Annotated in this window: 19 protein-coding genes; 12 read left to right on the top strand and 7 right to left on the bottom strand. The window is 60.6% G+C overall.

Annotated features, from left to right (window positions below):
- Positions 1-14: 14 nt before the first annotated feature.
- Positions 15-1,367 (bottom strand): FAD-dependent oxidoreductase, encoded by a 1,353-nt coding sequence (locus ACI3L3_RS11040; protein ID WP_404845165.1) that lies wholly within the window; start codon positions 1,365-1,367, stop codon positions 15-17.
- Between the two features lie 616 nt (positions 1,368-1,983).
- Here ACI3L3_RS11040 and ACI3L3_RS11035 point away from each other — a divergent pair.
- Together ACI3L3_RS11035 and ACI3L3_RS11030 are read left to right on the top strand one after the other, a co-directional pair.
- Complete coding sequence (locus tag ACI3L3_RS11035; RefSeq protein ID WP_404845164.1) at positions 1,984-2,619, top strand: GntR family transcriptional regulator; 636 nt, start codon at positions 1,984-1,986, stop codon at positions 2,617-2,619.
- A gap of 171 nt (positions 2,620-2,790) precedes the next feature.
- A complete protein-coding gene (locus ACI3L3_RS11030) occupies positions 2,791-3,009 on the top strand; it encodes a hypothetical protein (RefSeq protein WP_404845163.1) in 219 nt (72 codons plus the stop codon).
- On the opposite strand, the gene ACI3L3_RS11025 is transcribed toward ACI3L3_RS11030, so the two are convergent.
- Complete coding sequence (locus ACI3L3_RS11025; protein ID WP_404845162.1) at positions 3,006-3,875, bottom strand: glycerophosphodiester phosphodiesterase; 870 nt, start codon at positions 3,873-3,875, stop codon at positions 3,006-3,008. The two genes, ACI3L3_RS11030 and ACI3L3_RS11025, sit on opposite strands and share 4 nt — an antisense overlap.
- A gap of 313 nt (positions 3,876-4,188) precedes the next feature.
- Here ACI3L3_RS11025 and ACI3L3_RS11020 point away from each other — a divergent pair, with 313 nt between their 5' ends.
- Positions 4,189-5,337, top strand: a complete 1,149-nt coding sequence (locus ACI3L3_RS11020; RefSeq protein WP_404845161.1) for an iron-containing alcohol dehydrogenase — start codon at positions 4,189-4,191, stop codon at positions 5,335-5,337.
- A gap of 681 nt (positions 5,338-6,018) precedes the next feature.
- On the top strand, positions 6,019-7,839 hold the full coding sequence (locus tag ACI3L3_RS11015) for a methyl-accepting chemotaxis protein (protein WP_404845160.1): 1,821 nt from the start codon (positions 6,019-6,021) through the stop codon (positions 7,837-7,839).
- Between the two features lie 141 nt (positions 7,840-7,980).
- Here ACI3L3_RS11015 and ACI3L3_RS11010 read toward each other — a convergent pair whose 3' ends face one another.
- Positions 7,981-8,337: a winged helix-turn-helix transcriptional regulator gene (locus ACI3L3_RS11010; RefSeq protein ID WP_404845159.1), complete on the bottom strand. Its 357-nt coding sequence runs from the start codon at positions 8,335-8,337 to the stop codon at positions 7,981-7,983.
- Between the two features lie 113 nt (positions 8,338-8,450).
- Here ACI3L3_RS11010 and ACI3L3_RS11005 point away from each other — a divergent pair, with 113 nt between their 5' ends.
- Both ACI3L3_RS11005 and ACI3L3_RS11000 read left to right on the top strand, forming a co-directional pair.
- The gene (locus ACI3L3_RS11005) at positions 8,451-9,470 is read left to right on the top strand and encodes a zinc-binding alcohol dehydrogenase family protein (protein ID WP_404845158.1); all 1,020 of its coding nucleotides are present in this window, start codon (positions 8,451-8,453) and stop codon (positions 9,468-9,470) included.
- Between the two features lie 361 nt (positions 9,471-9,831).
- Complete coding sequence (locus ACI3L3_RS11000) at positions 9,832-10,050, top strand: DUF3955 domain-containing protein (RefSeq protein WP_404845157.1); 219 nt, start codon at positions 9,832-9,834, stop codon at positions 10,048-10,050.
- A gap of 90 nt (positions 10,051-10,140) precedes the next feature.
- Here the strand turns inward: ACI3L3_RS11000 and ACI3L3_RS10995 are convergent, their stop codons facing one another.
- The 4 genes from ACI3L3_RS10995 to ACI3L3_RS10980 all read right to left on the bottom strand — a co-directional run bounded on the left by ACI3L3_RS10995 (position 10,141) and on the right by ACI3L3_RS10980 (position 13,618).
- On the bottom strand, positions 10,141-10,395 hold the full coding sequence (locus ACI3L3_RS10995) for a DUF4282 domain-containing protein (RefSeq protein ID WP_404845156.1): 255 nt from the start codon (positions 10,393-10,395) through the stop codon (positions 10,141-10,143).
- Positions 10,396-10,712: 317 nt separating this feature from the next.
- Complete coding sequence (locus tag ACI3L3_RS10990) at positions 10,713-11,234, bottom strand: YgjV family protein (RefSeq protein ID WP_404845155.1); 522 nt, start codon at positions 11,232-11,234, stop codon at positions 10,713-10,715.
- 313 nt (positions 11,235-11,547) lie between these two features.
- On the bottom strand, positions 11,548-12,099 hold the full coding sequence (locus tag ACI3L3_RS10985) for an Hsp20/alpha crystallin family protein (RefSeq protein WP_404845154.1): 552 nt from the start codon (positions 12,097-12,099) through the stop codon (positions 11,548-11,550).
- Positions 12,100-12,598: 499 nt separating this feature from the next.
- A complete protein-coding gene (locus ACI3L3_RS10980) occupies positions 12,599-13,618 on the bottom strand; it encodes a linear amide C-N hydrolase (protein WP_404845153.1) in 1,020 nt (339 codons plus the stop codon).
- Between the two features lie 242 nt (positions 13,619-13,860).
- On the opposite strand from ACI3L3_RS10980, the gene ACI3L3_RS10975 reads away from it, so the two are divergent.
- From ACI3L3_RS10975 to ACI3L3_RS10950, 6 genes are all read left to right on the top strand, one after another.
- Complete coding sequence (locus ACI3L3_RS10975) at positions 13,861-15,486, top strand: transporter substrate-binding domain-containing protein (RefSeq protein ID WP_404845152.1); 1,626 nt, start codon at positions 13,861-13,863, stop codon at positions 15,484-15,486.
- Positions 15,486-16,121 (top strand): response regulator, encoded by a 636-nt coding sequence (locus ACI3L3_RS10970; protein WP_404845151.1) that lies wholly within the window; start codon positions 15,486-15,488, stop codon positions 16,119-16,121. Before ACI3L3_RS10975 ends, ACI3L3_RS10970 begins: the two co-directional genes overlap by 1 nt.
- 461 nt (positions 16,122-16,582) lie before the next feature.
- Complete coding sequence (locus ACI3L3_RS10965) at positions 16,583-17,155, top strand: molecular chaperone (RefSeq protein ID WP_404845150.1); 573 nt, start codon at positions 16,583-16,585, stop codon at positions 17,153-17,155.
- Entirely contained in the window at positions 17,152-19,395 is a 2,244-nt protein-coding gene (locus ACI3L3_RS10960) for a molybdopterin-dependent oxidoreductase (protein ID WP_404845149.1), read from the top strand. Before ACI3L3_RS10965 ends, ACI3L3_RS10960 begins: the two co-directional genes overlap by 4 nt.
- 9 nt (positions 19,396-19,404) lie before the next feature.
- Complete coding sequence (locus ACI3L3_RS10955) at positions 19,405-19,974, top strand: 4Fe-4S dicluster domain-containing protein (protein WP_404845148.1); 570 nt, start codon at positions 19,405-19,407, stop codon at positions 19,972-19,974.
- Positions 19,974-20,756, top strand: a complete 783-nt coding sequence (locus tag ACI3L3_RS10950; protein ID WP_404845147.1) for a dimethyl sulfoxide reductase anchor subunit family protein — start codon at positions 19,974-19,976, stop codon at positions 20,754-20,756. The genes ACI3L3_RS10955 and ACI3L3_RS10950 overlap by 1 nt, the downstream gene beginning before the upstream one ends.
- The last annotated feature ends 76 nt before the right edge of the window (positions 20,757-20,832 follow it).

Here is a 20,832-nt window from a genome sequence, read left to right as displayed (position 1 = left end):
TGAGGTTGTACGAGTTATAAGGCGCTGCCGTTGTCGATCATGCGGCGGCGTATCTGCTGGACGTCAACGTCTTTGTACGTGCACCCGCCCTGCAGCATGAGCGCAGTGGCGATGGCGGCGGCGTGCCCGTATTCAAAGCATTGGGCCGTGACCCTGGCGGAGGCCAGTGCTTCGTGGTCGGCGCTGAGGCTTCTTCCGGCAACGATGAGGTTGTCGGTTCCCTGCGGGATAAGGGTGCCGAAGGGGACTTCGTAGTAATCATCCACCAGCCAGTGGAGCTTGGAGACGTCGCCCGCGTGCAGCTCAATGGGCCACGAGGAACGAACAATGCCGTCCTCGGCCTTGGTGCATTGGACCACATGGTCGTTGGTCAGGCGCGTTTCGCCCTGAATGGTGCGGGTCTGGCGCACGCCAACTTCCGGTGCCATGTCAACAAGCTGGGAGTTCTCGAAGCCTTTGACGTTGTCCTTGAAGAAGCGGTGGTACTCGCGGGCCGCCCTGCGGCCGGAGATTTCAGCGTAGGTCCTGTCTTCGGGGTTGATGACGTTGAGCATCTCGCCACATTGACCGGCAAGTTGAGTGCAATTCATCAGGAAGACGGATTTCTGAGAGGTAGGGAAAACCCAGATGCGATTGCGGGGGGTGGCGTAGGTCTTGGACTCGTATGCCTCGGTCAGCCGTTTCGTTAGGTCGGGCGGGCATATTGTGTCAACACCGAAGTAGTCGTAGAAGTCTTCTTCCACCACATCCGCAAGGCGGAACATCATTGTGGGGTTCTGGATGGCGCCGTTGCTGCCGTAGGTGTAGGGCAGGCCGGACTTGGCAACCAGCGCTGCGTCGCCCGTGGCGTCAATGAATGCCTTGGCCTTGACGAAGGTGCTTCCGGCTGTGGATTCCAGACGGATGGCGGTGTAGGCGCCGTCCTCCTTGCACACCTCGGTAACTGTGGTGTGGTAGAGGCAGGAGACGCCGGCTTCCTCAAGGATGTCGTCCGCGGCCTCGCGCCAGATGTGCGGGTCGAAGGTGACGACGTGGGTTTTGCCGTAGATTTGCGGGTCGGTCAGGCCGCCCTTGTCCGCGATGCGGGCGCGAAATTCTTCGGCGAAGCCAAAGACGATCTGTTTGGGGTCGGCATTTTTGATGTCCTGCTGCGCCTGAAACAGGCCGCAGATGGTTCCGGACAGCCCCGCAACGGCAGCGCCGCCGCAGTATCCATTCTTCTCCACCAGCAGAGTGTCCAGACCTTGGCGGGCGCAGACAGTAGCGGCGGCAACACCGGCAGGACCTCCGCCGCAGACAACAACGTCCACTTCGCGGAGAACAGGGGAGGCTTTGTCTGCGAAAGCGACCTCATTCCAAAGTTTCATGCCTTCTCCAATATTGGTATATGTTACTAAAATCCCGATTGGCGGGGTTTAACGCCTGTTCTTGGTGCGTTCAGGCACCGTATGGGGATGGCTTGTATATCAGCTGATATTTCAGCGCAAGTGAAAAATGGGATTTTCGTCAACTGGACACCATTTTGATGGGGTCTTGGAGGGGTGTTGGGGGAGTTTTTTGGCGTAAGATATGCCAGAAGGTTTCAGGGGTGAGTTGCTATGGTGTTATGGAAAAAGCAAATGATATAAGACTGTTGCTGTATATTGTCGAAGAGATTGGGGCGCCCCCGGGAGGGGCGTGGCAGATTGGGTGGGTGCGTTGAAATATTTTCTGTGAGCGTGGTATCTTAAAAGGGATTGACGGTCTGATACATCAACTGCTGAGGAAGAGGGGAGGATCGGCTGGGAGGGACGCTGGCGCTGGATGATAGGCTGTGGGCGGGGCTTTCAAAGGCATTGCGCCGCAGGCGCGACCTCTGTATGGTGATGTAGCCTTAAGGAGGGAGGCCGCGGCACAGTTTGCCACATCCATGGCAGGCTGCGGCTGTGGGTGCCCCGCCGGACAAGGCGTCCATCCCGTACAACTCACCACCAAGCACAGGTTATGCACGAAAAGACACAGTCAGAAATTGCACGCCTTGAAATTGAGCGGAAGCTCGTTTTTGGGGAGATTGATGTATCAGTTTTGTATTCCGAGAATAAGCTTTCCCAGATGCTCGGCCTTGGGCGCACCCCCGTGCGCGAGGCGCTGCAAAAGCTGGAGCAGGAGCACCTGCTGAAGATTCACCCCCGCAAGGGTGTTGAGTTTTTGGCCATTACGCCCAAGCAGCAGATTCAGCTGCTGGAGGTGCGCAAGCAGATTGAGCCAATCTGCCTGAAGTTCGCCATCATGCGCGGCACTGTGCAGCAGAAAAAGCAGATGCTCCGCCTTGGCGAGGCTATTGTCGAGAGCACGGAACGAAACGACGAGGAAGGGCTGCTGCACTGCCTGCAGGACATCCACTCCCTTATTGCCGACGCCACGGGCAACCCGTACTTCCACCACACCATGGAGCAGGTGCAAAGCCTGTCTCGTCGGTTTTGGTTTGCCAACAAGGAGAAGTCGGACAACATGAAGGGGAGCCTGTTGCATAGGAGCATCATGCAGGCCGTAGCCTATGGCAACGAAGAGGAGGCCCTGCACTACTCCCGTAAGCTCCTTGAGCACCTGACGGAAGCCGCCTACCGCAGCATCCCCTGAGTGTTCTCCGCCATATACAGACGCATTCGCCGCGCTGGACCAGAAGGTCCGGCGCGGCTTTTTTTGTGTGCGGGCCGGTGCATTGTGTGTCCTTGGCCCGCTGTGTGGTTGACGAGTGGAAACAGGCTGGGTGCGGTGTCGCTGGGGTGCGGGGATAATATGCAAGGGTAGGTGGACAGGGGGGGGGGAGAGATGGTTTGCGCGGTGCTGGCGGTGCTGGCGGTGCTGGCGGTGCTGGCGGTGCTGGCGGTGCTGGCGGTGCTGGCGGTGCTGGCGGTGCTGGCGGTGCTGGCGGTGCAGGCGGCCGTGCGTTGCGCCTCTGGCGTGCCGAGTCGCGCCGCGCCCTGTGCCGCATTGGGTGTTGGGCCGCTGGCGGCTTGTGTGTGCTAGGGGCGGGTGAGGCCGTTTGTCAGACCATTGCGCCATGGCATGGCGTCCTGCGGGCGGTCCGTCACAAGGCCCGTCACGCCCCAGTCGGTCAGGCGCTGCATGTTGGGGATGGTGTTGACGGTGTAGGGCGTAACGGCAATCCCGGCCCGTCGCGCCGCGCTGACCGCCGCCTTTGTCAGCCCCCGGTAGCCGGGGTGCCATGCGTCGGCGCGCGCATCGCGAGCGGTACGCACTGGGTCCGGGTCTGCCGTGTGGGGCGTCAGTGCGCCGGTGAGGATGTGCGGGGCTTTGTCTTTTATGGCGCGCAAGTACGCGTGGTTGAAGGACGAGATGACGACGCTGCGGTCCATGTCTGCCTTGGCCACCTCGCGCAGGACGGCGTCCACTATGCTTTGGGCGAGGGGGCGGGGCAGGGTTTTGGAGACGTCCTTTATTTCAATATTCACCCACATGCCTAGCTCTGCGGTTAGGGCAAGGGCGCCGCGCAGGGTGGGTATGGCGGTGTCGGCGGTGGGGAGGCTGGCGCGTGAAATGGCGCCCGGATGCGCGCACGCCGCAGCGGCCCCGCGTGGGAAAAGTCCCGCGCTGAGTTGCGTCAATTCCGCCAGCGTAAAACGCCACGGCACGAGGGGCGGGGTGCGTGATATGGCAGGATGCGCCGCCGCGTTGGTGGTGCGCAGGAGGCTGAGGTCATGCAGGACGATGACTTCGCCGTCCTTGGTCAGTTGGACATCAAGCTCCCAGCCGTCGGCACCGGTGGCATGCGCCTGACGGAGCGCGGCAAGGGTGTTTTCCGGCGCAAGGGAGCGTCCGCCCCGGTGGGCCCAGATGAGTGGTGTGTCGTGAATCAGCGTCAGGGAGGGCATGTCGGCTCCTGATTGAAGGGTGCAGGCGTCCCGCGTACCGCCGCGGGCGGCGCGCGTCAATGTCCGGGGCTGGGGAGGGAGTGGTGTGGCGCGCTTCAGTTTTCTATGTTGGCGTTGGTGGCGTCGCCCCGCCCGAGTTATCGGCCATGTCCTCAGCGGCAAGAGGGGCGCGAGGGCGGGCGCATGTTGATTCCCCCCTGCCGTGTGGTGTCAGGAAGTATACTACGGAGAAAGAGGCTTGTACGCAGCGTGATTTTTCTGGCATGGTGCGTTGTGCATCTTCGCAACAAACTGCGATACAAGGAGAAGTCATATGCTTAACTTCACATTTCATAATCCCACGTGTGTCCACTTTGGCACGGACAGTATCGAAAAAATGGGCCCGGCCATCCGCAGCGCCGGGGCCGGAAAAGTTCTGCTTGTGGCCGGTGGCGGGAGCATCAAGAAAAACGGCGTGCTGGACCGCGTGCATGCATCGCTGAAGGAAAGCGGGGTGTCATGGGTGGAGCTGTGGGGCATTCAGCCCAATCCGGAGCTGGTCACCGTGCGCAAAGGTGTGGAGCTCGCCCGCGCCGAGGGTGTGGACGCCGTGCTGGCCGTTGGCGGCGGCAGTGTGATTGATTCCACCAAGGCCATTGCCGCTGGCGTCAAGGCGCAGTGCGACGTGTGGGAGCTGTTTGAGCGGCGTCGGCCCGTTGAGGACGCTCTGCCGGTCTTCACTGTGCTCACCATCTCCGCCACAGGGTCCGAGATGAACGCGGGCGCTGTTGTCACCAATGAGGCCGAGCAGAAAAAGTGGGCCCTTTTTGGCGAGCCACTCCATCCTGTGGTGTCGGCCATTGACCCGTCCGTTCAGGCGGGGTTGCCGTGGTGGCAGACCGTTAACGGCGCGGTGGATACCCTCTCGCACGTGATGGAAGTCTACTTCACGGGCGGCGACAGCGAGGTCACGCTGGCTATGGACGAGAGCCTCATGCGCACCGTTGTGGCCATGACTGACCGCCTCAAGGCCGATGAAAGCGATTACAACGCCCGGGCGAGTCTGGCATGGGCGGCGACGCTGGCTATTAATGGGTTGACGCGGGTTGGCCACGCCGATGGTGGCGACTGGGTGACCCACGGCATTGAGCACGGCATCAGCGCCGTGTATCCCAAGATTTCCCACGGCGCGGGCCTTGGCGTCATCGAACCCGCGTGGGTGACCTACTGCGCGGACGCAAAGCCGGACCTGTTCCGCCGCTGGGCGCGTGAGGTCTGGGGCGCGGACTCCGTGCAGGAGGCCGTAGACGCATGGAAGGCGAAGCTCCGCGACTGGGGCCACCCGACCACACTTGCTGAACTGGGTGTGGATATGGCTCGTATGGATGACATCGTCAAAAGCGCGGTGGGCTTCGGCCGTATGGGCGTGGTGAAAAAGCTGACGGCCAAGGACTTTGAGGCTATTTTGAAGCTTGCGCAGTAGCTTGCCGGCGCGGCAACTCCACGCCGGAATCGAAGGCACACACCATGGGGCGGATGCATTGGCATCCGCCCCTTTTTTCGTGCTCCGTTTCGTGGCCCATCCAGATGGAGCCTCTGCGTCTGCGTCCTGCTGTCTGTAGTGGTTTGTCCTGGCGTCTGTGGCGCGGGGAGGCTGATTTTATGTGGCACTATGTCGCGCAGGTGACGTTTTGTTGTGTTGGCAGTAGAAAAAATGCACAAGGCGTCTCTTTGAAGAGTTTTGTCTCTTGCCTTTTGCTACAAAAGGTGACTAGGTTCTCGTCTTTATCGTTACTGCATTGTTTTGCGGACGCAATGGATTTTCATCTTCCGGTGACACGGCTGTGATGAATATGTCGTCGCCCGCTTGTATGGTACAAGTGCGGCCTCGGCATGGGCGCAATACGTCCAGTGCTCCGATGCGCTGTTGAATGCGGCGCGCGCAATGCATGAGTGATGGAAATACACTGGCATGAAGTATTTTGAGGGACAAGACTCTGCCGTGTTACGCCCGTGGTGATGCGGACTGCCGCCTGCAGCGGTGGCAGCGGCAATGGAGCAGTGCGTGAGGGGAATATGAGGCCTGCTTAGCTGGGCGCTCAAAGAGCCGCACTGCATTCCTGCGCTGATGAGGTGTTAAACCATACCAATCGGGGAGGATATCGTGATCCGTAAGTTGACGATCAACATCAGGATTCAGCTCATCGTTGGCATTTTATTCCTGCTTCTTGGAGTGATGCTGTATTCGTATTGGGATACGTCCCGGTATTTGGTGCAGTCCAGCGTGGAGCATATCAAGGCGTCCAAGCTGGAGGACGTGGAGGAGGAAATCAGCGTCGTTACCTCGGTGCTGGCCAATTCTCTTGCGACACAGCTTCGCGGCGTGACGGACCGTGACGAGCAGTACGCCATTGTGCAGCGCAATTTGGACGCCATCCGCTTTGGTGAGGATAACTCCGGCTATTTCTATGCCTACCGCGGAACCGTTTGCGTGGCGCACGCCACCATGTCCCGTCTTATCGGGCAGGACCTCAGTGGCCTCAAAGGCCCGGACGGTGCCTATCTTATCCGCAATCTATTGGGCATCGCCCGCTCCGGCGGCGGCGTAACGGAATTCCCTTGGGAGAAGCCGGGCGAAGGCGTGCAGCAGAAGATTGGCTCCGCCGTCTACATTCCCGGTACGGATATTTGGATTGGTACCGGCGCGTATCTGTCCAACATCAAGGCCGCGGAAAACCGTTTGCAGCAGGCGCTGGTGTCCATTACGCGTCCGCGCATCATGATGACTGCCGGGGTGTTTGGCGCAGTGGGGCTTTGTATTGTTTTGCCCCTGTGCGTCTTCATCATCCGCAGCATTCTGCGCCCACTTTCGCAGGCGGTTGTCGGGGCCAAAAGCATTGCTGACGGCGCGCTGGACGTCAGCCTGCCCGAGGACGGCAAGGACGAGTTGTCCGAGCTGATGCGCACCATGAATACCATGGCCGCCCAGTTGCGCCGCAGCTACAGCGAGTTGGAGGATGCCATGAAAAGCGCCCGGCAGGAGGCCCGCGAGGCCGCCCGCGCCCGCTCCGAAGCTGAGACCAGTCAGGGCCGCGTGGAAACGTCCCTCAAGGAACTGCTGCGCACGGCCAGTACGCTGGAGCAGACCGTGGTGCAGGGCAATTCCGTGATGGTGACGGTGCAATCGCACATGACGGGGCTGGATGAAAAGTCCGGCGGTCAGCAGACGCAGATGGCGGAGATTGAAGCCGCTATGCAGAGCCTGAGCGAAGCCGCGTTGTCTATCCGCACCATGGGCGATGAAGCCATGCATCAGGGCAAAAGCGAGATGGAAGCCGCCAACGCCGGTGCGCGCTCCGTGCAGGATTCCGTGACGGCCATCAAGGGCATCCATGTCCGCGCGCAGGAATTGCGGGCCGAGATGGAAACGCTGGAGCACCACGCGGAGTCCATTAACGAAGTCATGAACGTGATTTCCGACATCGCGGACCAGACGAATTTGCTGGCCCTCAATGCCGCAATCGAGGCCGCCCGCGCTGGCGAGGCCGGGCGTGGGTTTGCCGTTGTCGCGGATGAGGTCCGCAAGCTGGCGGAGAAGACCATGCTCGCCACCAAGGAGGTCGGCCAGACCATCCACGGCATCCAGCAGTCCGCGCAGGACAATGCCCGCGCCATGTCGGACATCGCGGCGGAAATCACCCAGACGGCAGAGCTTTCCGAGAAGTCCGGGGAGGACCTTGTCGCCATCGCGCAGGATGTGCAGATGGCGTACGAACGCTCCTCGCGCATTTCGCAGGCCGCGGAGGCGCAGGCTTCGGCAACGGAGCAGGTGGCCGCCGCCCTGCACAATATGGAAGAATTGGTCAGACAGGCAGAGCAGGACGTTCAGGGCTCCAATGGGGCGGTGTCCACGCTGTCCGGCATTATGGATAACCTTAATGACGTCAGCGCCTCGCTGCATAAGCGGGCGCAGGCGGCTGGCTAAGCCTTGGCGCGGGGACGCGCCATAGATACATACCACCACCGGGGCGGCTGTCTATGACGGCCGCCCGTTTTTCGTTGCGCGCAGGCTGGGGCGCTGCGGGCGGTGGGCTGTGGAGACGCGGGGCCGTGGCGAGGGACGGGGCTAGGCCCGTGTGCCGTCGGGGCGCAGGGCGTGTTTTTCGCCCCAGTCCCGCAGGGCATTGATGATGGGCGCAAGGGTGTGGCCCTTGGCCGTGAGGGAATATTCCACGCGTGGGGGCACTTCCGGATAAGCGGTGCGCAGGATGATGCCGTCGGTTTCCATCTCGCGGAGTTGGCGGGTGAGCATGCGCCGGGTGACCTGTGGCAGTTCCCGCTGCAGGGCGTTGAAGCGGATGGGGGCGCGTGCCGCCATGAGGTGATACAGAATGATGCCCTTCCACTTGCCGCCGATGACTTCCAGCGTTGCCTCAACCGGGCAGCCTTGGTGGCAGCCGCTGAATGCGTGTTTCTTCTTCATGGTGCCGCCGAGTATACTATGGGTCGTTTATGTTCGCTCTTGCTGAAATGTCAGCTGTTGATACCGTAGGTCACACAAGCATAATGACGACCAACCTGCAAGGAGCAGACATCATGAAGACAATACAGGCAAGAGGCGGTATGCCCGCCGGAGATGAAGGGGCGTTTCGCAGTGTGGAGCAGGACAGGCCGTCTCCCGGCGCGCGCGATATTGTGGTGCGGGTTGTGGCCATAGGTATGAATCCAGTGGATACCAAGGTCCGCCAGCGCATGGAGGGCGACAAGGTCCTTGGCTGGGACGCCGTTGGCATCGTGGAGGCCGTGGGGAGTGAGGTTCGGGGATTTGTCACGGGCGACCGGGTGTTCTACGCGGGCGATATCACGCGCCCCGGTTGCAACAGCGAATTCCACCTCGTAGACGAGCGGATTGCCGCGCACGCCCCGGTCAGCCTGAGCGCCGCTGATGCCGCAGCCATGCCGCTGACTTCCATCACCGCGTGGGAGGCCCTTTTCCTGCGCATTGGGTTTACGCCCGAGGCTGGAGCTAATGCCGGGCAGAGCGTCCTTATCATTGGCGGCGCGGGCGGTGTTGGTTCCGTGGCGACCCAGTTGGCCGCATGGGCGGGGCTGACGGTTTTTTCCACGGCTTCGCGCCCGGAAACCGCCGCGTGGTGCCGCAAAATGGGTGCTGAGACCGTATTGAACCACAGAAACAACCTTGCGACCGAGTTACAGGAACAAGGCATGCAGACCGTCGACGCCATTTTCTGCACGACGCAGATGGAGCGTCACTGGCAAGCCATGGCCGAATGTATCCGCCCGCAGGGCACCATCGCCCTCATAGACGACCCGGACAATCCGCTGGACCTGACCCTGTTCAAGCAAAAGAGCGTCCGCATCGCGTGGGAATTTATGTATACCCGCTCCATGTTTCAGACCGAGGACATGGCGGAACAGGGCGCATTGCTCGGGCGTGTTGCGTCGCTGCTGGACGACGGGCACCTCGTGTCCACCCGGCAGGAGACGCTACATGGGTTGACGGCGGAAAACGTTCAGGCCATGCATGTGCGGCAGGAAAGCGGTACAATGATGGGCAAGCAGGTGCTTGTCGTGGACGAAAGCGCCGCGTCGTAAGCGGGCAGGCGCGCCTGTGCGCGGGCCGTGCGATGGTCGGGGTGCCCTGATGGTAGGGGAGCCTGACATCTGGGATGTCCGGTTGAGGTGTCCCGGCGGGAGGGCCCGTTTGGGATGCCGACATACGGCGGGTGTGTAAAAGCCCGCTCAGGCCGCACCACGCCTCAGGCTGCGGCGTAGCGGTAGGGTTTCACGATTCTGCGACAGCGTTGTGAACGCCACCTGAGGCCGCTTTTCTGGCGACTCTTCAGAAGGCGAGGATAGGCCCAATGCGCAGCATACCTCAGCCAAAAGCGCGGGGTTTTGCCCTTGGGTAGCGCTCCCGTTTGGCGTTTCAGCATAACGTTCACAGGAGGACGGCATGTGGCAACGCGTCTTTTCTCTCACAACCTCGGCAATCCTCTTCGCCCTTGGCGTCGCCTGCATCATCGCCTACCGCATTAAGGGAAGCACCGTTGACGACACAGGCGTCCTGCGCGAAGCCTTCGCCTTCATCCCCATAGGTTGGCTGTTTATCATTCTTGGTTTGCTGGTCATGGCCGGATGGTACCTGCGGCGCTGCTTCTGCCGCAGGCCATAGGGACGAGGCCCATAATCACGCCAAAGCACAAACCGCCGTTCTCCGTGAGGAGGACGGCGGTTTTTTGGGCGATGGAGTGACGCGCCTTTGCTATTTGTGACGCATTTCCTGCAAGGCTTCGTTCATCTTGAACAGCACAATAAGAAGCTCGCACCATATCCTTGCGCCGACAGCTCCACCAATGATGGTAAAAAGCCCCCCAAAGAAGTTGCCTGCACTGAATCCGCCGTACCCGCTGAACATAATCCCTACCCCACCGAACACAGCACCAACCAGCATCAGCCAATAGATAAATGTAATAATGTTCGGGGTGATCATTTTGTTGAAAAACAACAGATTCTTCATGCCTGTCTCCTTGCGAGTGTTTCCGAATGACACCGCCTCCCTGTGCGCCATGAAGTTGTTCATAGGCGTGTCAGAGAGCGGTGCTACGCATTCTTTACGAAAAGTGCGGCAATATGATTGTGAAAATCGGAAAACACGTACACCTTTGCTTTTCGACTCGCAAGAGAGAAGAAAGGCGAGTTGACGACACAACGTGGCTTTTTTGTGCGAGGCAAGGCGCGCATTTAGTGGAGAATGTCAGTGGGAGAACAAACGAAACGGGAAGAGTAGAATGGGCAAAATTATGTCGTCGTTGGGAAGGCATGTCAGGACACTGCTTATTGCCTCGTCTGCTGATATGTAGGGATGTCTTGCCGTTTATAATGGCGATAATAGCCAACAATATTGCTCACAAGGAATAGCGCTTCCATCAGGACGGCGGTGGGGGAGTGGGCGAGGGTGTTGTGGAGGAGCCAGAAGAGGGTGCCGATGATCATGAGTTGGCGGAGGCGTTTGTCGTGTTGGGCGAAGGCTCCTGCTGTTTGGAAGGCTGAGCCGAGGTAGCTGATAATGCTGAGGAGTCCTTCATAGGTCCATGCTGCGGCGAAGGTGGAGAGGGAGAGGAAAAAGCCCATGGCGCGGCGTGAGGTGGTGAAGACGCTGGTAAGATAGCGGGTGGTGGCGATGAGCATAAGAAGCCCCGCCGTGCTGTGTCCCAGCAGGAAGAAGTGTGACGAAATGAGTATGCCCGAGAGAAAGAGGCAGAAGACAATGCGTCGCCGGTCCTTGAACTGGAAGGACAGGATGTCCGTAATAATGGCGATGCCGACGAGGATTTGCGACAGAGTGTATGGGGTCATGCGGTGGTACTTCTCCGGGAAAAAGACTGGGAAGGCCGAACTGTAGGGAAGGTTTACGTGAGGCGCAACAATTCCTTGTTTTTTGGTCCGAATTTAAGGATGTGTTTCGTCCTTCGTCTTCTCCCAGTGTCTTCCTTTTTCCTAGGAAAGCCTCAACTCTCTGTACAACACGGAACATGGGTAACACTTTTGTCCGGGAACAGAGGGAACAGGTTATGGCGGTACAGGTTGCCCCCTCCCTCTCCAAATTTTAACAATACAAAAAACCCCCGGCTGGGCCGGGGGCGTGGTGGGGGAGTGGTTGGGGTGGTGGTTATTCTATGGTGATCTGTTTGGTTTCAGCGTCTGGTGCGTCCTTGCGGGGAAGGGTGATGGTGATGACGCCGTTGTCCGAGCGGGCGGTGATGTTGTCCGTGTCGGCGTCCGTTGGGACGTGCAGGATGCGCTGGAAGGCGCCGTAGCTGCGTTCAACGCGGTAGAATCCCTTGTCCTCGGAGCTTTCCTCCTGCCGCTTTTCGCCCTTGATGATGAGCGAGTCCCCCTTGAGTTCGATGGAGATGTCTTTTTCGTCCATGCCGGGGAGTTCGGCGGTGATGGTGTATTCCTTCTCGGACCCGGCAACGTCGATGCTGGGCTTGAAGGCCGTGCCCGCAAGGCGCGTCAGGGCGCTGGGGCGGGAAAGGGGTGAGTCGAATCCGAATCCCCTGAACGCTTGGTCAAAGAGCCGGTCAATCTCCGAGTGCAGGCTGGCAAGGGAGCCGGAAGCGCCCCGCTTGTCGTCCTCGTCTCGCCGGATAGGAAGCAGGGGAGCCTGCTCGTCTTCCTTCTTGAACCAGTTCCAAGGATTCAGCTTGGTCATATCCATAACATCCTCCTTTCATTAGCGGTTTTTCCCTTTGTGATTGAAAAAATAAGCAGGCTTTGCGCGCTGTCAAGAGGGCGTTACGGACTATGGTGCATAATTTTTTGGGCGGCGTAGAGCGCTCGCGTAGCGGCTTTGTTGCGCCCCTCCCGCGTTTCTTCTGGCGTTGTGGAGGTGGCGGGATGAAGGCGGCATATTGGGCATAGAATTCCCATGCGGGCTGAGGCTCAATTGGGCTTCATAGCCGGGCGGATCACTCATAAGCCAGAAGGCCGACATGGTTCCGCATGCCGGAGCTGTGGGCGCCATGTTATCCTGCTACAGAGTTTGGGAAGGGGACTGAGAACGCTCTGAGAAGTGGATGCTGGGCCGCATAAGAAAAGCCGGAAACGCTGGGCGTTTCCGGCATGCTTTTGCTGATTCCAAGCGCGCGGTGCTGAGTGCGTACGCGCATGGGCACACAACGGACCGCCTTGCAAGGCGGCTTGCGCGTATGCGCGGTTTACATTGGCTTAAAGGCGTCCTTCACGTTGCCCGACAGGTCGGGGTTTTGGAAGTCGAGCGTCATGGGGGCGTTGCCTTCGCTCATGTCCATCTCATTCAGATTCACCCAGCGCTGCTTTCTGTTATGCAGGGTGTGGATGTAGACGGTTTTGTTTTTCATGTCCGTGATAAGGTGCCAGAAGGTGCAACCGTAGTCGAAGAAGGGCGGAACGGTCAGGTTCATGATGGCTGCGGTGGCCGAGGCAAGGGCGTCTTCCGTGCTCTCGGGCGTGGGGATGTGGCGGGAATAGTATGCACCGCGCACAAAGCGCTCCAGGGGGTACTGGCCGCCGGGGATGGGCGTTTCGCCGCCGAATTCGTGGTAGGCCTTCAGGTCCTCAATGGACTGGCGGTAGGGGGTGTTGGTCAGGATGGGGACCTCGGGGTTGCGGATGACGTCCAGCTTGCCGTCAATGTACTCAATGATGGCGCTTTGGCCTGATGCGTCGTGCACGAAGAGGTGCAGCTTCAGGTCCACGGCGGTGGGCATGGAGGTCACGCGGTACTCGCCGCTTTTGAGGTCCGCGATGAATTCCTCCACGGTGGCGAAGCGGTCCACAGCGTACTGGACGAAGGAGGCCACGTTCAGCACGGTGCCGCCAGCGCCCTGTGGCAGGACGGAATCCGGCAGGTAGTAGGTGCCGACTTTGAAGCCCGCCTCGTTGATGCCGTCCACGCCCGTGAGGCCGGAGGTGCCGTCTTCCAGCGGCATAAAGGCGCTGAAGGTGATGTTGCCGTATTTGGCGGTCCATTCCAGCGGGGTTTCGTCCTCGTGGAAGGTGAGGGTCTGCCTGTCCACGCCGCGCGGGGTAAACAGGGCCTGCCCGCCGCCGAACATGAAGTCAAAGGTTCGGGCGGAAACAGGATGCGCGCCGCCCACAAAGATTTCCGAGCAGGCAAGGGCGGAGGTTGCCCCGACGAGGAGCAGGCAAAGGGTCAGCGCCAGCATATTGGCGCGGCGAAGAAGAGTGATCATCATTGTATACTCCATATGGGTTGTACGGAAGGTTCCGCAGTGAAGGCCATTGCCGCCTATAAATGATTTTCTTGAGGAATGGCAGGTGTTTTGTGAGTAATTGCCAGACGCGTGATTGCGCTCGCAGTGCTGGCCGTATGGAGGCGGGAAGCCATATGGGGCGGCGGCGGAGGTTGACCGGGCATGCCCCGGCCAGTATCAGGCTGTGCGGTTCTTTTTTACGAAATATGTTCAAGGTAGGGTCGATGGTGACGGGAAAAGAGGCTGGGAGACGTGAGCGGGTGGCGCGCTGGGTCTGCGCCGCGCTGTGCGTGGTGGTGTGGACGCTGTGCGCGTCCTCCGTACAGGCGCGGCAGGTGGTGCGCGTAGGACTTTTTGAGGACCAGCCACAGATTTTTGTGGATGAAAACGGACGCCCACAGGGCCTGTTTATCGACGTTATCGAGCATATTGCGCAGCAGGAAGACTGGCAAATCCGATACGTGTACGGCACGTGGGCGGAGCTGATGGCGCGCCTGCGTCAGCGCACAATCGATATCCTCCCCGCCATGTATTATTCCGAGGACCGCGACTCGGAGTTTGTGTTCAGCGCGGAGTCGCTGCTCATCGACTGGGGGCAGATTTATGTATCGCGGCATTCGGACCTGCGCACAGTGCTGGACCTTGAGGGCAAGCGCCTTGGCGTGGTGAAGGGCAATGTGTTCACTGAGCCATTTCTCTCCATGTTGCGGCAGTTTGAGGTGACGTGCGACGTGGTGCGCTATGACGAACATGGCAACCTGTTCCGCGATGTAGAACGCGGCGACGTGGACGCCATTGTGGTGGGGCGCTATGCGGGGTTCCTCAAAGGCCGCAAGCGCAAACTCAAGGCCATCCCGTTTATCTTTCACCCCACCAATATTCACTACGCCGCCCTGCGCGGCGGTGGTGAGCCATATATTGCGGCTATTGACCGCTACCTTGGCGACATGAAGGCCAATCCGGATTCCGTGTATCATGCCTCCCTGCGCAAGTGGTTTGGCTACGCCGATGAATGGCGGCTGCCCGCGTGGGTGGTGCCGTCGGCCATTGCGGCGGCCGGGGTGCTGGTGCTTCTGTTTGTGCTCAACGTGGTGCTGAAGCGCCAAGTCTCGCTCAAAACGCGGGAGCTGTCGGACGCCAACCGCGAGCTGGAGCGCTCCAACAGGCAACTGCGGGCCTCGCGCGATGAGATTCGGCGGCTTATTGTCTACCAGCAGGCGAGGCTGGAGGAAGACAGACGGCACGTGGCGCGCGAGATTCACGATGAACTGGGGCAGGACCTGACAGTCATCAAGATTCGGCTGGCTTTTCTGGAAAAGGCGCTGGATGAGCCGCGTGTGGACCTGGAGGAAAAGGTGGGCTTTTTGCAGGCCATGACGGACCGGGCCATTGATTCCGTGCGCAGCATCGCTCGCAACCTGCGCCCCGGCCACCTTGATGACCTTGGACTGGAGGCCGCGCTGCTGTGGCACGCGCGCGATTTTGCCGAGCGCACGGGCATAGCGGTGGATATGCAGGGCCACGCCGATGACGCAGGACTAACGCGTGAGCAGAAAACCGGCGTGTATCGCATTTTTCAGGAATCGCTCACCAACGTGGCGCGCCATGCGCGCGCTGGTGGGGTGCGCGTGCGCCTTGGGCGGGCGGGCGACGACGTGCATCTGTCCGTACTGGACGATGGCGCGGGCATAGACGCGGCGGCCCTTGCACGGACGGACGCCTATGGCCTGATGGGTATGCGCGAGCGCGCGCTGGCCATTGGCGGAACCATTGATATTCGCGCTCATGAACATGGTGGCACGCTGGTGGACCTGCACGTGCCCGCCGCCGGAACGAAGGACGGGGAATAATGCGGTTTTTACTGGTGGATGATCACGCCATTGTGCGCAAGGGGATTATGGATGTGGCGTCGGATTATGCCGAGGGCATTGTCTTTGTGGAGGCGGGCAGCTCGCGCGAGGCCATGGAGCAGGTGGCGCGCGAGGAGCTTGACCTTGTGCTGTTGGATATTTCCCTGCCGGACGAGAGCGGCCTGAGCACGCTCAAGAAGATTCGCCGCGTCCGCCCGGAGCTTCCCGTCCTCGTCCTGAGCATGCACCCGGAGGCCGAGTACGCGGTTATGGCCCTGCAAGCCGGGGCCAATGGCTACATTGCCAAAAACTCCGCCACGGATGAGCTTGTGGACGCCATCGGCAAGGTGCTGACGTCCGGGCAGTACGTGAGCGAGCGCTTTTCGGTGAACCTTGTGCGCGAGATGGCCCCGCGAGACAGCGCCGACCCGCGTACGCTCCTGTCCGAGCGGGAATTGCAGGTGCTGCTGCACATTGCCGAAGGGATGCGCCAGACGGACATCGCCGACAAGATGGGCGTGAGCCTTAAGACTGTAGGCACCTACAAGAGCCGCGCCATGAAAAAGCTGGGCGTTAAGAACAACGCCCGGCTGTATGAATACCTCATCAAGCATAGCCTTATCTCGCCGTTTTAGGCGGCGCGCGGCCTGACTGCCGCTGCTGAGGCTGTGTCCGCCGCCGCGCATTCTTCCGTACGCGGGGGGGCGCGGTGGGGGCATCGTCCCTGCGCGGGGCGGCGAGGCTGTAAGCGCCATTATCTCTGCGCGTGGCCTGGGGCCTGTGGGAAGGGCGTGACGTGCGCCCGAACCCCTTCCCCTGCCGCCGGGGATTGTGCCGCGATTCCCTTTCGCCTCGGTTTGCCTCTTTTCCCCTCTTTGTTTTCTCCCCATATTCCGAATGGTTCACAGGTCGTGTCGGATTTATCCGACACGGTGTGAGAATCTTCCTACAGATTTTGCTCCGTTATGCTTTTGCCATAGAGCACTCCCAAGCTGTGAAAAAAATCCCGTGCACCGCAGGGGCGGACCTCGGGACGAGCCACGGCCAAGACCACCGCCAGGCCCACAGGGCCGGGCGTAACGTACCGGGAGACCCTATGGACGAAACAACCATGCAGAACCTTCTGGCGCTGCGGAATCTGTTCTTTGCGCAGCATGCGGCCGACCTGCGCCGCGCTGTGGATGCGCTGCCTGCCACCACGCGCCGCAACTTGCCCCCCGTTCCGGATTGGGACGAGGAAGAGTACGCCTTCAACAGCCTGTTTGTCGGCCCAAAGCATGTTGAGGCCCCGCCTTTTGCCTCCGTGTATTTGGATGAGCCGTCGCAGGTGATGGGCGAGGCCACCATGGACGCGCGCGCCGTGTATTCCGCTCTTGGTCTGGAAAACCCCGACCGTAATACCTTCCCCGACGATCATGTCAGCTTTGAACTGGAAGCGCTGGTGCATCTGGCCCATGCGCGGCATCAGGCCCCCGGCAAGGCGCAGGAGGAACTCTACTGCTTCTTCGTGAACGACCACCTAGGGGTGTGGATACCGCTTTTTGTGGACCGGATTCTGGCCTCAGAGCACGCCACCGCGCTGTTTCGGTTTGCGGCGGTGCTGCTGAAAAGGGAACTGGCTGGTCTGTGCTCATGCACGGTGAACCTGCAACGGAGAGAAACGATATGAAGAACGAGAACGGCTCGCGCCGCACATTGACGCGGCGTCACTTCCTTCAAGGCCTCACCGCCACAGGCGCGATGGCCATGGTTCCTGGGAGCCTGCTGCGGCCCGCGGCCACCCGCGCGGACGCCTTTCGCGTCCAGGACTATGTTGTGCGGACCAGCGCCTGCCAGCGCAACTGCTACGATACCTGCTCCATCAAGTCCTATGTGAAGGACGGCGTGCTCAAGTTTGTGGAGGGCAACCCGCAGTCTACGTTTACCTCGTCCGGTCTGTGCGTGAAGGGGTTTTCCTATCCGCGGCGCGTCTACAGCCCGCACCGCATCAAGTACCCCATGGAGCAGGTGGGCGGTAAAGGCTCCGGCAAGTGGAAGCGCATCTCGTGGGATGAAGCCATTGACCGCATTGCCAAAAAGATTCTGGAAATCAAGAAACAGGACGGCAACCTGCTCGGCGTGGCGCTGGAAAAGAACTCCGGCAGCGAGGGCATCACCAACTGTTCTGTGATTCAGGGCTTCTTCTCCGCCATTGGCTACACCACGCGCATGGAGGGCAGCTCCTGTTGGCCCGCTGGCTATGACGCCCAGCACTTCGACTTCGGCAACATGGTTTGCAACGACCCCGAAGACATGGCGAACAGCAAGTACGTCATCGTCTGGGGCGGCAACCCGGCGTGGACGTCCGTGCACAGCATGAAGTTCATCTACGCCGCCCGCGAGCGCGGCGCCAAGTTTGTGGTGGTGGACCCGGTGCTCAGCCAGACCGCCGCCAAGGCCGATGAATACTTTGGTCCCAAGGTGGGCACTGACGGCGCGCTGGCCCTTGGCATGGCCCGTCATATTCTGGACCACGACCTTGTGGACAAGGCGTGGGTGCGCAGAAACGCCCACGGCTTTGAGGAGTTCGCTACCTACCTGCGAAAGAACATTACCCTTGAGTGGGCAGAGGCCGAGACGGGCATCCCCGCCGCGGATATCGCCCGCCTTGCCGAGGAATTCGCCACCGCCGACCCGGCCACCATTTGGATTGGCTACGGCATGCAGCGCCACACCAACGGCGGCGTGGCCGTACGCGCCATTGACGCCCTTGTGGCCATGACGGGCAACATTGGCAAAAAGGGCGGCGGCGCGCGCTACGGGCAGGAATTCACGTGGAATTTCAACTACTGGCCCAAGTGCGAACTACAGCCCCCGGCAGGCTCCAAAGGCTGGGTGGACCCCAAGGCCGCCAAAAGCGGCAAGCCCGTCACCCCGTCCAACCGCTCCCTGAACCGCAATCAGGAAGCCCGCAACATGTTCAAGGCTAATCCGCCCATCCGCATGATGTGGGTGTCGTGCAGCAATCCCATGAGTCAGGCGCCGGACCGCAACGCCATGGAAAAGGCCTACCGCCAGCTGGAGATGACCGTGGTTGTGGACCACTTCTTCACCCAGACGGCGGAATTGGCGGACATTGTGCTCCCCACCACCACGCAGTTTGAGGAATGGCAGGTGGACGTGTCCTACTGGCATTACTGGCTGGCCATTAACGAACAGGCCATTGAGCCGCTGTACGAAAGCAAGTCCAATACCGACATCTCCGCCATGCTCTCCAAGCGCATGAATGAACTTGAGCCCGGCTCCTGCACCTTCCCGCAGGATTTGACGCCCAAGGAATGCATGATTCGCCAGTTCAACGACACCATTCATGAGGAGTTTGGCATTTCGTCGTGGAAGGACCTGCTTGACGGCCCCGTGAAGTCGAAGCGCAATCCCGTGGCGTGGGCGGATGGGCGTTTTGAGACGCCGTCCGGCAAGTACGAGTTCAAGTCGGAAATCGCCACCCGCTACGGCAACATGGCGCTGCCGGAATACAAGGCTCCGCGCAAGCCGCATGCGCCGTACAAGGTGCTGACGCCGCACACCAAGTTTGGCCTGCATTCCCAGTTCGTCAACTTGGACTGGATGGAGGACTTCAACCCCGAGCCGTGCGTGTACGTGAACCCCGCCGTGGCGCGGGAGAAGGGCATCCGCGACGGCGACAAGGCCCGCGTGTTCAGCCGCCTTGGCGAGCTGACGCTGACGGCGCGCCTGACGGACAACGTCGCCCCGGACACGCTGCTGATGTACGAGGCGTGGTTCAAGAACAATTCCTTCAACGTGCAAAACGTCGTGGACGACACCCTTGCGGACATGGGCGCCTACAAGTTTGGCGGGCATCCCGGTCTGGCGACGCAGGAGCACTTCGCGGACATTGAGAAGGCATAACGGGAAAGGATGACGAAAATGAAACAACTTGGATTCTATGTCGATAGCGACAAGTGCATAGGCTGCTTTTCCTGCGCCATGGCCTGCAAGAACCAGTATGGCAGCCAGCCCGGTGTGAAGCGCCGCCGCGTGTATCCCCTTGGGCAGGATGTGTACCCCCACTTTGAGCGCGGGTTTTTGTCCATTGGGTGCAACCACTGCGAGCATCCGGCCTGTTTGGAAGTCTGTCCCGTTGGCGCGTACGAAAAGCGCGAGGACGGCATTGTGATTCACCACGAGGACAAGTGCATTGGCTGCCGCAACTGTGTGCGCTCCTGCCCGTACGGTGCGCCGCAGTTCGACCACGTGGAAAAGCACGTGGAGAAGTGCAACCTGTGCTACGAGCGCCTCGACGCCGGACTGCGCCCCGCCTGTGTGCAGGCCTGCCCGGTCCACGCGATTCACGTCGTGGAGATTGACGCCTTTGCCGAGGTGGACGCCGTGCAGTATCCCGCAGGCTTTCCCCGTATGGAGAAGATAAATCCCTCCATCCGTTTTAAGATGCCCTCCCAGCCGAACATCGTGAGGAGGAACAAGTAATGAATAGTATGGAACTCCCTCTGGTTTTCTTTACCGTCCTGAGTCAGATGGCTGTGGGTATGACCGTGTTCGCCGCGCTGGTCCCGCAGGAAGCGGCAGCAGGCGCGCAGACGCGCCGCACGGGCGAAATGGCGGCAATTGCGCTCCTGTGCGCCGGGCTTGTGGCCTCGGTGTTTCATCTGGGGCACCCCCTTGGCGCGCCCCGCGCACTGGTGAACATTGCCCATTCGTGGCTCAGCCGTGAGATTTTGGCATTTGGCGCATTCGCATTTCTTATGATCGTGTCCATGTTCGTAAGGAGTCGCGCCGTGTCCGTGGTGGTCCCCGTTGTGGGCTTGGCCGCCCTTGGCACATCCGCACTGGCGTACATGGCGCCCAGCATTCCCGCGCTCGACAACGCGGTGCCGGGCGCCTTGTTCGCCGTGACCGCCGCCATGCTTGGCGTTGCCGGGTTTGGCGCGCTGCTGCCCGCTGCCGAACAGGAGCGCCCCGCCCGCATTCTTGGCGGCATTCTGGCCCTCGCCCTTGTGCTGCATCTGCTCATCCCGAGCATTTGGCTCTCCGGCAGTACGCCCATGCGTATGACAGGGACGGCGTGGCTGGAATCCTCCCTGTACTGGGTACGGGGGCTTGTCGGGCTGGCGCTGCCGCTGGCCTTTGTTCTGCGCACCCGGCGCATCCCCCTGTGGCTGCCCGCTCTTCTGCTGGTGACGGAACTGCTCTTTCGGGTGGTGTTCTTCGCCGAGAGCGTTCACACCGCATCGCTCATCGGAACGATGTAAGGCATAAATCCTCCTCCCGCTTCTCCCGGCGGCGGCTGGCCCTTCGGCAGACCCCGCCGGGACGTTTTCCCTCGTC

The sequence above is a fragment of the Desulfobaculum sp. SPO524 genome (genome assembly GCF_044987625.1).
Taxonomy (GTDB): Bacteria; Desulfobacterota; Desulfovibrionia; order Desulfovibrionales; family Desulfovibrionaceae; genus Desulfobaculum.
Note: the sequence above shows the minus strand (reverse complement) of the source record. Positions and strands in the feature narration are given on the sequence as shown.